At 46.3% G+C, this 12,661-nt stretch carries 11 protein-coding genes; all 11 read left to right on the plus strand.

Annotated elements, in window-relative coordinates; genetic code table 11:
* The first annotated feature begins 2 nt into the window (after positions 1 to 2).
* The 11 genes from flgC (at position 3) to R7E47_RS23040 (ending at position 12,154) form a co-directional block, all read left to right on the plus strand.
* Positions 3 to 416, plus strand: coding sequence for a flagellar basal body rod protein FlgC (gene flgC / locus R7E47_RS22990; protein ID WP_005393132.1), 414 nt, complete (start codon positions 3 to 5; stop codon positions 414 to 416).
* A gap of 17 nt (positions 417 to 433) precedes the next feature.
* A complete protein-coding gene (flgD, locus tag R7E47_RS22995) occupies positions 434 to 1,144 on the plus strand; it encodes a flagellar hook assembly protein FlgD (protein WP_005382029.1) in 711 nt (236 codons plus the stop codon).
* A gap of 30 nt (positions 1,145 to 1,174) precedes the next feature.
* Entirely contained in the window at positions 1,175 to 2,488 is a 1,314-nt protein-coding gene (gene flgE / locus R7E47_RS23000; RefSeq protein ID WP_005382030.1) for a flagellar hook protein FlgE, read from the plus strand.
* A gap of 331 nt (positions 2,489 to 2,819) precedes the next feature.
* The gene (flgF, locus tag R7E47_RS23005) at positions 2,820 to 3,569 is read left to right on the plus strand and encodes a flagellar basal-body rod protein FlgF (RefSeq protein WP_005382031.1); all 750 of its coding nucleotides are present in this window, start codon (positions 2,820 to 2,822) and stop codon (positions 3,567 to 3,569) included.
* An 18-nt stretch (positions 3,570 to 3,587) separates the two neighbouring features.
* A complete protein-coding gene (flgG, locus tag R7E47_RS23010) occupies positions 3,588 to 4,376 on the plus strand; it encodes a flagellar basal-body rod protein FlgG (protein WP_005382032.1) in 789 nt (262 codons plus the stop codon).
* 30 nt (positions 4,377 to 4,406) lie between these two features.
* Positions 4,407 to 5,186 carry a flagellar basal body L-ring protein FlgH gene (gene flgH, locus R7E47_RS23015; protein ID WP_005382033.1) on the plus strand — a complete coding sequence of 260 codons (780 nt, stop codon included), beginning with the start codon at positions 4,407 to 4,409 and terminating at the stop codon, positions 5,184 to 5,186.
* 43 nt (positions 5,187 to 5,229) lie between these two features.
* The gene (locus R7E47_RS23020) at positions 5,230 to 6,321 is read left to right on the plus strand and encodes a flagellar basal body P-ring protein FlgI (protein ID WP_005393118.1); all 1,092 of its coding nucleotides are present in this window, start codon (positions 5,230 to 5,232) and stop codon (positions 6,319 to 6,321) included.
* 16 nt (positions 6,322 to 6,337) lie between these two features.
* Complete coding sequence (gene flgJ, locus R7E47_RS23025) at positions 6,338 to 7,264, plus strand: flagellar assembly peptidoglycan hydrolase FlgJ (RefSeq protein WP_042522768.1); 927 nt, start codon at positions 6,338 to 6,340, stop codon at positions 7,262 to 7,264.
* 160 nt (positions 7,265 to 7,424) lie between these two features.
* Complete coding sequence (gene flgK, locus R7E47_RS23030) at positions 7,425 to 9,365, plus strand: flagellar hook-associated protein FlgK (RefSeq protein ID WP_085570131.1); 1,941 nt, start codon at positions 7,425 to 7,427, stop codon at positions 9,363 to 9,365.
* Positions 9,366 to 9,378: 13 nt separating this feature from the next.
* On the plus strand, positions 9,379 to 10,572 hold the full coding sequence (gene flgL, locus R7E47_RS23035) for a flagellar hook-associated protein FlgL (RefSeq protein WP_005382037.1): 1,194 nt from the start codon (positions 9,379 to 9,381) through the stop codon (positions 10,570 to 10,572).
* A gap of 427 nt (positions 10,573 to 10,999) precedes the next feature.
* The gene (locus tag R7E47_RS23040) at positions 11,000 to 12,154 is read left to right on the plus strand and encodes a flagellin (RefSeq protein WP_064369047.1); all 1,155 of its coding nucleotides are present in this window, start codon (positions 11,000 to 11,002) and stop codon (positions 12,152 to 12,154) included.
* Positions 12,155 to 12,661 lie beyond the last annotated feature (507 nt).

The following is a 12,661-nucleotide window of genomic DNA, read 5'->3' on the forward strand; positions in this document are numbered from 1 at the left end:
AGATGAGCTTATTTAACGTTTTCAATGTGACAGGTTCTGCAATGAGCGCTGAATCCGTTCGTCTGAATACTACCTCAAGCAACTTGGCGAACGCCGACAGTGTCAGCAGCTCTGCGAAAGACACTTACAAAGCGCGTCATGCCGTGTTTGGTGCAGAGTTAAGTAACGCCATGCGTGGCGGTGATACGGTGCCAGTGAAAGTGATGGGTATTGTAGAAAGTGATAAACCGCTGAGTGCGGAGTACAACCCAGACCATCCCCTTGCAAACGAAGAAGGCTACATTTACAAGCCTAACGTCAATGTAATGGAAGAAATGGCAAACATGATCTCAGCTTCTCGTGCATACCAAACTAATGTACAGGTCGCTGATTCTAGTAAACAAATGCTGCTGCGTACGCTGCAGATGGGTCAATAAGGATAAGGGGGTAGCGTATGGCCGGAATTAACAACGTTGGTCAAAGCGGCTTGTCCTATATCGACCAGCTTAAAAGTCTACAAGAGAGTAACAAGAAAGCGGAAGAGAGCACGGGTAAGCAGGACCTAAAACAGGAAGACTTCTTATCATTGCTCACGAAGCAACTGTCTCAGCAAGACCCTTTTAAGCCGGTAAGTAATGACCAGATGATTGCGCAAATGGCTTCATTTGCGACCGTTGATGGCATTGGCAAGATGAACACTCAGTTTGAGAGTTTGAATTCGTCAATGACATCAAATCAAGCGTTACAAGCTTCCTCTTTGGTAGGGCGTGACGTATTGGTCCCAGGAGCAGCAGGTGTGAAGCAGGATGACGCACCAATGGCGGCAATGGTTAAGCTTTCACAATCTATCGATAATCTGTTTGTTCGTGTAGAGGATGAAGCTGGCCAACTGGTTCGTACCTTTGAGGTAGGGGCGAAACCAGCCGGCGACACGCGTGTGCTTTGGGACGGTAAAGATGAAAGCGGAAATCCACTGCCAGCTGGCAAATACAAAGTGAAAGCGTCTGGCTTAGTTGAAGGGGAGTCGCAAGAGTTCCCAGTATCGACATACGCCAACGTAAACAGCGTATTGCTTGGCAAAGGTGACGGAAACGTATTACTCAATCTGGCTGGTTTTGAATCGCCAGTTCGACTTGCAGAAGTATTGGAAGTCGGCAAAGCGTAGTCATAGCTCGCTAGATTAGGAGATTTTGGAATGTCATATGTATCTTTAAGCGGTTTGTCCGCCGCCCAACTGGATTTGAACACCACCAGTAACAACATTGCGAACGCCAACACTTACGGCTTTAAAGAGTCCCGTGCTGAGTTTGCTGATGTCTACTCTAACTCTTTATTTACTAACGCAAAAACCACACCGGGTGGTGGTGCGCAAGCAAGCCAAGTGGCACAGCAGTTCCATGAAGGCTCTAGCATTTACACCAACAACCCAATGGATTTGCGTGTTTCGGGGACAGGTTTTTTCGCTGTAGCGAAAGAGCGTCTAACTCCACAACAGAATGAACTGACACGTAATGGTGCATTTCACTTAAATAAAGAAAACTACATGGTGACCGCGAACGATGAGTTCTTATTAGGTTACCAAGTGGACCCAAGCTCTGGTGAGGTTTCTTCATACGAGCCACAACCCATCAATATTCCTGCTGAATTTGGTAAGCCAAAACAAACAGCAAACATTGAAGTGGGTGTGAACTTGCCAGCGAACGGCGATTTGAAAGATCCAACGCAGTTTGATTTTTCAGACCCAGATACATACAACCGTTCAACCTCTTCGACAATTTATGACTCGATGGGTCAGTCTTACAAGCTAACGACGTATTACTTGAAAGATCAGACTCAGCCAAATACATGGAACACTTACTACACCGTGACAGATAAAGAAGGTGAAAAGCCTTTAAATGTTGCGGCTGGTGATGCGCAAACGCCAACAGGTCATGTGGGGCATACCATGAAGTTCAACAACGATGGTACGTTGGCGAGCTTGAACAATGGTCAGCCAATCACTTCTGTGGCTCTGGGCGATCCGGCGACGAACACGACACCAGTCGATATGAATGGTGCCGATCCTGCGCAGACGCTTAACTTCGGCTTAGGCTCAGCAACACAGTTTGCGGCTCCGTTCGAACTGACTAAGTTTGACGAAGACGGTGCAACGACGGGCTTCCTAACCAAAGTTGACTTCGATGAAAACGGCAGCGTATTGGGAACTTACTCAAACGGTGAAAACGTTACATTGGGTCGTGTTGCTCTCGTACGTGTTCCAAACGAGCAAGGTCTGGATAAGAAAGGCGGCACTCAATGGGATTCAACGCAGTTCTCTGGTGACAAGATCTGGGGTGAATCAAATAAAGGCTCTTTCGGCACCATCAATAACGGTATGCTGGAACAGTCAAACATTGATATGACGCAGGAGTTGGTGGACCTGATCTCTGCTCAGCGTAACTTCCAAGCAAACTCACGTTCGCTAGAAGTACACAACCAACTACAACAGAATATCTTACAGATCCGCTAGAGCACTAGCTGGGTCATTCGATACTCTGCTTGAGTAAGCAATGGCGTGTGATTGCTTCTTAGTAATTACCGCTTTGTTCATTTTCATCATGACATTCATCTGATGCTTAGCCTGAATACACCTCACTCAGGCTAAGCATGCTTTGATCTACGATTTGCCGCTGTTGCCGCCGTATGGATCAAAACCTTGCCTCTCGTTACAGTTTTCTGCCTCTATTGACCTCTTTTCATTGTTGATTTTTAATTCAAAGTATTGATTAATAAGTCTATTTTTGTTTTGGCATAACTATTGCTTTCTACTCCGTGTACAGAGAGATTTTTTGGAGTAATTTATGGATCGCGCACTGTTTCTCGCAATGAGTGGCGCCAAGCAAAATATGCAGGCACTACAATTGCGCGCTAATAACTTGGCTAACGTAAGCACGACCGGATTTCGGGCTGATTTAGCACAGGCTCGCTCAATGCAGGCTTATGGTGAAGGCCATCCTTCACGTGTATTCAGCATGACAGAGCGTCCAGGGCATAACTTTGCTCAAGGTAGCGTGATTACAACAGGGCGTGATCTGGATGTGACGATTGAAGGCAGCGGTTGGATATCGGTACTCGATCATACAGGGAAAGAAGGGTTGACCCGTAACGGCAACCTAAAAGTCGATCAAAATGGCATGCTTACCAACGCAAGTGGTCATTTGGTGCTGGGTGAAAACGACGCGCCGATTACTTTGCCTATCCCTCTCTCCAAAATTGAAATCGGTCGGGATGGCACCATCTCTGTACTTCCTCAAGGTGCCCCGGCAGAAGAATTCCAAGCGGTTGATCGCATTAAGCTCGTTAAGCCTAATGATCAAAGCTTGTTTAAAGACACCAATGGCTTATTTCGCCATAAAACTCCAAACCAACCTTACGAAGCAGACGCGACTGTTAGTCTCCAGACGGGAGCGATAGAAGGCAGTAACGTGAATGCCGTAGGTGAAATGACCGCATTGATTGACTTACAACGTCAGTTTGAAATGCAAGTCAAGATGATGAGCACAGCTGAAGAAATGGATAAATCTTCAGATTCACTGCTTCGTATGAGTTAACAGAGTTAGAGGTTCACTATGCATCCAGCACTATGGGTAAGTAAAACAGGTCTAGACGCCCAACAAACCAACATTGCCACGATTTCGAACAACTTGGCGAACGCTTCTACTGTCGGCTACAAAAAGAGCCGTGCAGTATTCGAAGATTTGTTCTATCAGAACATCAACCAGCCTGGCGGCCAGTCATCTCAGAACACGGAACTGCCAAGTGGCTTGATGTTAGGTGCGGGTTCTAAAGTGGTTGCGACGCAAAAAGTGCACACGCACGGCAATGCACAGACAACGACCAACGCACTGGACATGATGGTGGAAGGCGACGGTTTTTTCCAAGTGACATTGCCGGACGGCAACATCGGTTATACCCGTAACGGTCAGTTCACGCTAAATGGTGAAGGCACGTTAGTCACGTCGGGTTCTGGCTACCCTGTAGAGCCTGAAATTGTGATTCCAGAAGATGCGATTTCTATTACTGTCGGTACGGATGGTGAAGTGTCGGTTCGCGTCCGAGGTCAGCAAGACAACCAAGTCGTTGGTCAGCTAACCATTACAGACTTTGTTAACCCGGGTGGCCTAGAGCCAATTGGTCAGAACCTTTACTTACCAACGGGTGCCAGTGGCGATCCACAAGAGGGTGTTCCTGGTTTGGACGGTTTGGGGGAAATTCGTCAATCCATGCTGGAAGCGTCCAACGTGAATGTAACAGAAGAGTTGGTCAACATGATCGAAGCCCAGCGCGTTTACGAAATGAACTCAAAAGTGATCTCGTCAGTCGATAAGATGATGAGCTTCGTTAACCAGCAATTGTAACGATTAAGAGCAAGATTTGAGGAGCTCACGATGAAACGTATTTGCCTACTCGCTTTGATTGCTACGATGTCGGGCTGTGCCATGTTGGAACCGATTGAAACGGATGAAGTGACACAAGCAACCACTGTGGTCGACGCAGTAGAAGGCGATAAATCGAAAGAAGAGAGCAGCGGTATTGTAGATACTTTACGTGGTAGAAGTGATCCGGTTGCTGGCGACCCTGCGTGGGCTCCAATTCATCCGAAAAACAAGCCTGAGCATTACGCTGCTGCAACAGGTTCGTTGTTTAGCGCCGAGCACATTACCGATCTCTACGACGATTCTAAACCACGTGGTATTGGCGATATTATTACCGTAACACTGGATGAGACAACCAGTGCGACGAAAAGCGCAAATGCCGATTTATCGAAAACCAATGAAGCGCAAATGGACCCGCTTCAAGTGGGCGGAGAAGAGCTGCAAATTGGCGGAAAATATAATTTCTCTTATGACCTAAACAACTCCAACTCATTTGCAGGTGACTCTTCTGCAAAGCAGAGCAACAGCATCAGTGGTTACATCACTGTTGAGGTGATCGAAGTACTGGCAAACGGCAACCTCGTGATCCGCGGTGAGAAGTGGATGACGCTAAATACGGGTGATGAGTACATACGTTTAAGTGGCACTATTCGTCCGGATGATATTAATTTCGACAACACCATTGCATCAAATCGAGTTTCTAACGCAAGAATTCAGTACTCTGGCACTGGTTTGCAACAAGATATGCAAGAGCCAGGCTTCTTGGCACGATTCTTTAACGTAGCGCTATAACACGCCCTGCTGACGGCAATTTGACTGCAAGAGATAAGTAAGCATGAAAAAACTCCTTTTAGTACTGATGAGCGTTGCTCTGTTTTCTACCGTAGCCCAAGCCGCACGTATCAAAGACGTCGCGCAAGTGGCAGGTGTACGAAGCAACCAACTCGTGGGTTATGGTTTGGTTTCAGGCTTACCTGGTACGGGTGAAGCGAACCCGTTTACAGAGCAAAGTTTCGCCGCCATGCTGCAAAACTTCGGCATTCAGATGCCGCCGGGCACAAAGCCAAAAATTAAAAACGTTGCCGCAGTCATGGTTACGGCAGAATTGCCGCCTTTCTCTAAACCGGGTCAGCAAGTGGACGTGACAGTCTCTTCCATCGGAAGTGCTAAAAGTTTGCGTGGTGGTACGCTACTACAAACGTTCCTCAAAGGTCTCGACGGTCAAGTTTACGCGGTTGCTCAAGGTAACTTAGTGGTGAGCGGCTTCAGTGCTGAAGGCGCTGACGGTTCTAAAATCGTAGGTAACAATCCAACCGTTGGTCTTATCTCTAGTGGTGCGACAGTAGAGCGAGAAATTCCAAACCCATTTGGTCGTGGTGATTACATCACGTTCAACTTGCTTGAGTCAGACTTCACAACGGCTCAACGTATGGCGGATGCTGTAAACAACTTCCTTGGCCCACAAATGGCGAGCGCTGTTGACGCGACATCAGTGCGCGTGCGTGCTCCTCGTGACGTCAGCCAGCGTGTTGCGTTCTTATCGGCAATCGAAAACCTAGAGTTCGACCCAGCAGATGGTGCAGCCAAAATCATCGTTAACTCTCGCACGGGCACCATCGTAGTTGGTAAGCATGTGCGTCTTAAACCAGCAGCAGTAACGCACGGCGGCATGACGGTTGCGATCAAAGAAAACCTGAATGTTAGCCAGCCTAACGGCTTTTCTGGTGGGCAAACCGTAGTCGTACCAGACTCGGATATCGAAGTCAGCGAAGAGCAAGGCAAAATGTTTAAGTTCGAACCAGGCTTAACGTTGGATGATTTGGTCCGTGCCGTGAACCAAGTCGGGGCTGCGCCTTCGGACTTGATGGCAATTTTACAAGCATTGAAGCAAGCTGGTGCCATTGAAGGCCAGTTGATCATCATTTAATGGTTAGGAGGTAGGTATAATGAACAATCCTAACGACATTGGTTTTATCCATGACATCAGTTCTCTGGACACTCTGCGTCAAAAAGCAGTGAAAGAGGGAAAAGATGGCGAGCAAGAAGCATTGCATGCGGCTGCTCGTCAGTTCGAATCGATCTTCACCTCCATGATGTTGAAATCCATGCGTGAAGCCAATGAGGGCTTTGAGTCCAACATGATGAACAGCCAAAACGAGAAGTTCTACCGACAAATGTTGGATGAACAGATGGCGAGTGAATTGAGTTCGTCTGGTTCAATGGGACTGGCCGATATGATTGTTAAGCAATTAACGGCTGGGCAAGGGAACGACAAAAAAGAAACGGCTATGCGTGATGCGGCAAACAATGCTGCGGAATATCGTCGTGTTGACCCGAAAAAAGCGCGCGAGATTGAACAGCGCTTGATTGAATCTGGTCAACTATCTCGACCAAGCAATGAACCCACTCGATTCGATTCACCAGAATCCTTTGTTAACTCGATGAAGCCATACGCGGAGAAAGCTGCGAAAGCCCTAGGAGTCGAGCCATCTCTGCTACTTGCGCAAGCCGCTTTGGAAACGGGGTGGGGACAAAAGGTCGTGAAGAACGCGCGTGGCAGCAGCAACAACTTATTTAATATCAAAGCAGATCGAAGCTGGCAGGGTGACAAAGTGACGACTCAAACTTTAGAGTTCCACGATAACACGCCAGTGAAAGAGACGGCAGCGTTTCGCTCCTACTCAAGTTACGAAGACAGCTTTAATGACTTTGTACGATTTTTGAATGACAACCCACGTTACGAGACAGCATTGCAGAAACGCGGGAATTCAGAGTTGTTTATTCGCGGTATCCACAGTGCGGGTTACGCGACCGATCCGAATTACGCAGATAAAGTCCTGCAGGTGAAGGATAAAATCGAAAGTATGTAATGTCTCTGCGACAATTTATGACGTTCTCGAAGGCTTGCCATAGTGCAAGCCTTCACTTTATCTGAACATCTACGCCTTTCTATCACTTGGCACATCTTTTGCTTTTAATGTGTCTAGGTGATCGGTTTTGCCGATTTATATTTCGTTTTCGGGGGCATGTATGGCGTCAGATCTTCTGAATGTAGGTACTCAAAGTGTGCTTACTGCTCAGAGACAATTAAACACCACTGGTCATAACATTTCTAATGTTAATACAGAGGGTTATAGCCGTCAGTCTGTTATCCAAGGCACGAATGATCCGCGCATGTTTGGTGGTTCTACCTACGGCATGGGTGTGCATGTGGAAAATGTTCGCCGCTCGTGGGATCAGTTTGCCGTGAATGAACTGAACCTGTCGTCGACCAACAATGCCAACAAAACGGATACCCAAGACAATCTTGATATGCTCTCTAGTATGTTGAGCTCTGTGGCATCGAAGAAAATTCCTGAGAACCTGAATGAGTGGTTCGATGCGGTAAAAACCATGGCAGATACCCCGAACGATTTAGGGGCACGAAAAGTGGTATTGGAAAAGGCGAAAATCTTCTCTGATACATTAAATGATTTCCACGAAACCGTGCGACTGCAATCTGATGTCACCAATAAAAAATTGGATATGGGCATTGAGCGCGTTAACCAACTTGCGTTGGAAATTCGCGATATTCATCGACTGATGATGCGTACTCCCGGTCCACATAATGACCTGATGGATCAGCATGAAAAGCTGGTTACTGAGCTGTCAGAGTACACCAAAGTTACCGTAACCCCACGCAAAAATGCGGAAGGGTTTAATGTTCATATCGGCAATGGACACACTCTTGTTTCTGGCACGGAAGCAAGCCAGCTCAAAATGATCGATGGCTATCCGGATGTTCATCAAAGACGATTAGCAATGGTGGAAGGGAATGGCATTAAAGCGATCAAGTCTGATGATATGGATGGCAAAATCGGCGCTTTACTTGAAATGCGCGACAAACACATCCCACAACTGCAAGATGAAATGGGCCGTTTAGCGACGGGCTTTTCCTACAAAATTAATCAGCTGCAATCTCAAGGTCTGGATCTCAACGGCAAGATAGGTAAAGACGTATTTACCGACGTGAACTCTGAGCTGGTGGCAAAATCTCGAGTTTTTGCTGCGCCTGACTCACAAGCTGATGTTGCGGTTTACATCGAGGACATTTCCGCGATCAAAGGTGGTGAATATTCGCTGCGTTTTGATGGCGACCAATACAGCGTGACAACACCGAAAGGTGAGCAAATGTCGTTGAACATCGACCGTTCGGATTCGTCGTTTGTTCTGGATGGTATGAAAGTGCAAATTGGTGAAGGCCTTGGCGCCGGTGAGCGCGTATTGCTCCGCCCAACGAGAAGTGGTGCAGCCATCATAAAGATGGAAACCAATGACGCAAAAGCTATTGCCGCACAAAGTTATGAAGCCTCAACCACTTTTGCCCAAGGTAACGCCAAGTTTAAAATTCGTGAGGCGGGGGATGTTAAAGAGTTTGAGGTTACCGTACAACCAGCCGACGAGAAGCATGATAAGCCGTGGTTAAAGATCACGGATAACAAGGGTAATTTACTATCGGACAAATACTCATACCCGTTAGATAAAGATAACCCGATGATTGAAATCTCAGTGCCGAAAAGCCATCCGCTGTATAAAAACGGCGATGCAACCGTGTTTGAGTTGAGCGAAGGCGCACTGATGAATGATAAATTCACCGCAAACTTGGTGCCTTCTGAAGGTGGTAACGGCAACTTGAGAAAAATGCAGAAGATCCAAACAGACAAGATGATGGATGGAAAATCCAGTACCTTGATCGATGTTTATCATAACCTCAATACTGAAGTTGGACTGAAATCTTCTACAGCAAACCGTTTAGCCTCCGTCGCTCGTTTAGAGCATGAAGCGGCGCAAGAGCGCGTTGCTTCTATTTCTGGCGTTAACCTCGATGAAGAAGCGGCCAACATGATGAAGTTTCAACAAGCGTACATGGCTTCATCACGTGTGATGCAAGCGGCGAATGATACCTTCAATACCATTTTACAACTGAGGTAAGGAGAAGAGATAAGTGCTAACCCGAATTTCTAGTTTCCATAACTATCAGTCCGTACAAAATGATCTGCGTCGTCAAGAGAATAAGGTTCACCACAACCAAGAGCAACTTGCTTCAGGGAAAAAGTTACTGAAACCTAGTGACGACCCCCTCGCTGCGCATTACATCCAAAACATTAGTCAGCAACAAGAACAGCTACAACAATATCTTAGCTCGATAGTGTTGGTGCGTAATCGTCTAGAAAACCACGAAGTTAATATCGCCAATGCGGAGAATTTTGCCGACGAGTCGAAGCGCTTAACGATGGAGATGATTAACGGTGCCTTTTCTGCTGAAGACCGACAAGCAAAGAAGCGTGAGCTAGAAGAGATTGCGAACAACTTCCTTAACTTGGTGAACTCGCAAGATGAATCTGGTAACTACGTGTTTGCTGGCACTAAGCCAAAAAGCCAACCATTTTATCGCGATAAAGATGGTAGCGTGCAATACGCTGGGGACGATTATCAGCGCAAAATGAAAGTTTCTAGCATGCTTGAGATGCCAATGAACGATCCTGGCAGCAAGCTGTTTATGGAGATACCAAACCCATTTGGCGACTATCAGCCGAATTACGATCTACAAAATGGCTCTGAGCTGTTGCTAAACAAAGCTACTAACGTTGACGCTAAGGATGATGCGGCGTATCGCGTGACATTTGTCGATATGAATAACGGCAAATTTGGTTACCAATTAGAGCGTAACGGCAAAGTAGTGGATGCCGATGAGTTTTCTCCAGAGAAAGGGATTGAATACAAAGGCCTGAAAGTGCATGTAAAAGGCCAAATTACGCCTGGTGACAGCATTGAGATCGAAAAGCGGGCAGAGTTCAGCATTTTCGATACCTTCAAGGATGCAATGGCATGGTCAGACAAATCGGTTTCGGATACGTCGGCGACCGCCAAATTGCACCAAATGACAGAAGAATTCCACGCTGCTTTTATCCATTTGAATAAAGCGCGTACAGATGCCGGTGCTCGATTGAGTACGCTGGATATCCAAGAGCAAAATCATGAAGACTTTAATTTGTCTCTGGCAAAAGCGAAGAGCAACTTTGAGGACTTGGATTACTCCAAAGCCGTGATCGAGTTCAGTGAAAACTCGCGAGCGTTACAGGCATCGCAACAAGCATTCGGTAAGACCAAAGATCTAACGTTGTTTAACTACATCTAGTATGACACTCATACACATTGTCTGATTTTGATGCCTTATGTGCAAAGCCTTAAGCGCGATAAGTCGACGTAACCTGAGAGTCTGAGATGTCATGCGGCACGATTTTACCCAAAGCGGCAATGATGCGGGAGGCAAGTCGGGCGGCAACAGGGCAGCGTTCAATACCCTTGGGCTAAGATGAGGCTGACAAACCGGAAATAGCTTAATGATAAAGCTAACTTATTGTTTATTTGATTCTTTTAAAAGTAGTTAAATAATTCACGCAAGTTGGCACACAAATTGTATTGAAAATATCAGAACAGATTTAGAGATTCTAAACCCTGCGTTTAAGGCAGATTTAGCAAGTAACTTTTACGGTCAGTGCTTATCCAAATGAGAGTAAAGCTGGCCGCTTCGCAAAAGCTTGCGAACTCAACAGGAGAGCAAAATGGCTGTAACAGTTAGTACTAACGTCTCCGCGATGACCGCGCAGCGTTACCTAAACAAAGCGACTGATGAATTAAACACGTCGATGGAGCGCTTATCTTCAGGACATAAGATTAACAGTGCAAAAGATGATGCGGCAGGTCTACAGATCTCTAACCGCTTAACTGCACAGTCTCGTGGCCTAGATGTGGCAATGCGTAACGCGAACGATGGTATCTCGATTGCACAAACCGCTGAAGGTGCGATGAATGAGGCAACCTCTGTCATGCAACGAATGCGTGACCTTGCGATTCAATCATCGAACGGTACTAACTCTCCAGCTGAGCGTCAGGCGATCAACGAAGAGTCAATGGCATTGATTGACGAGCTAAACCGTATTGCAGAAACCACTTCATTTGGTGGTCGTCGTCTATTGAACGGCTCATTCGGTGAAGCGGCATTCCAGATTGGTGCGAGCTCAGGTGAAGCCATGATCATGGGACTCACCAGCATTCGTGCGGACGATACTCGCATGGGCGGTGTGACCTTCTTATCTGAGAACGGTAAAGATAAAAACTGGAGCGTTGACCCAGCTAAATCTGACTTGAAGATCACGCTACCAGGTATGGGTGAAGACGAAGACGGCAATGTTGATGATCTAGAAATCAACATTAATGCCAAAGTGGGCGACGACATCGAAGAGCTTGCCACTTACATTAATGGTCAGTCTGATATGATTAATGCGTCTGTAAGTGAAGATGGCAAGTTGCAAGTTTTTGTCGCGCATCCAAACGTTCAGGGTGAGATTTCTATTTCTGGTGGATTAGCATCTGAGCTTGGCCTGAGTGATGAACCTATCAGAACGTCAGTACAAGATATTGATATGACCACGGTACAAGGTTCTCAAAACGCGATTTCTGTGCTGGATTCGGCACTGAAATACGTAGACTCGCAACGTGCAGACTTAGGTGCGAAGCAAAACCGTCTGAGTCACAGCATCAACAACTTGGCAAACATCCAAGAAAACGTTGACGCATCGAACAGCCGAATTAAAGATACAGATTTTGCGAAAGAAACCACGCAAATGACCAAAGCACAAATTTTGCAACAAGCAGGTACATCGATTCTTGCTCAAGCGAAACAGTTGCCAAACTCTGCAATGTCACTATTGCAGTAGTTTACTTAGCCTGTACTCAATACATTCAGACGTGGATGGGAATGCAGGCTTTTGGCAAGCAGCTTTACAATAGAATGAGCGGCTCTCTCATCTCTCACCTGCCAATCATTTTCAATGTAAAGTTGCACTCGGTATGCCGGAAATGTGTTCATTTCTCTTGATCTCCACATAGGCTCTGGCGACCAACCTAGCCCCAGTTCTCTCAAAGGAAAAGGGGCTTTTTCTTTTCTAATCTTCACGTCTATCGTCTGCGAACTTACCTTTAATTGTTTCCTTTTACTGGTTTTCTATACAGTTTAGCCCTCTCGGCTCGATTTGTGGAAACTTGAGCACTTTTTCTTACTTTTCTTCAATTTTATTAGCTAAATCTCGCAATGTTATTTTTTTAAACTTTTTTCTAAAGCTTCTGAATTTGGTGTCGTTAATAGAGGTAACTTTGAGAGAACTACTTGGTTTTCCGAGACGTCGGAAACCGCTACACCGGAAAATCAATTGGAGAAATCACCA

The organism is Vibrio sp. Vb1026, assembly GCF_033338745.1.
In the GTDB taxonomy this organism is placed as follows: domain Bacteria; phylum Pseudomonadota; class Gammaproteobacteria; order Enterobacterales; family Vibrionaceae; genus Vibrio; species Vibrio alginolyticus.

Coding starts and splice junctions, on each gene's coding strand:
- flgC (WP_005393132.1), top strand. CDS start 3: ATGAGCTTATTTAACGTTTTCAATGTGACAGGTTCTGCAATGAGCGCT.
- flgD (WP_005382029.1), top strand. CDS start 434: ATGGCCGGAATTAACAACGTTGGTCAAAGCGGCTTGTCCTATATCGAC.
- flgE (WP_005382030.1), top strand. CDS start 1,175: ATGTCATATGTATCTTTAAGCGGTTTGTCCGCCGCCCAACTGGATTTG.
- flgF (WP_005382031.1), top strand. CDS start 2,820: ATGGATCGCGCACTGTTTCTCGCAATGAGTGGCGCCAAGCAAAATATG.
- flgG (WP_005382032.1), top strand. CDS start 3,588: ATGCATCCAGCACTATGGGTAAGTAAAACAGGTCTAGACGCCCAACAA.
- flgH (WP_005382033.1), top strand. CDS start 4,407: ATGAAACGTATTTGCCTACTCGCTTTGATTGCTACGATGTCGGGCTGT.
- R7E47_RS23020 (WP_005393118.1), top strand. CDS start 5,230: ATGAAAAAACTCCTTTTAGTACTGATGAGCGTTGCTCTGTTTTCTACC.
- flgK (WP_085570131.1), top strand. CDS start 7,425: ATGGCGTCAGATCTTCTGAATGTAGGTACTCAAAGTGTGCTTACTGCT.
- R7E47_RS23040 (WP_064369047.1), top strand. CDS start 11,000: ATGGCTGTAACAGTTAGTACTAACGTCTCCGCGATGACCGCGCAGCGT.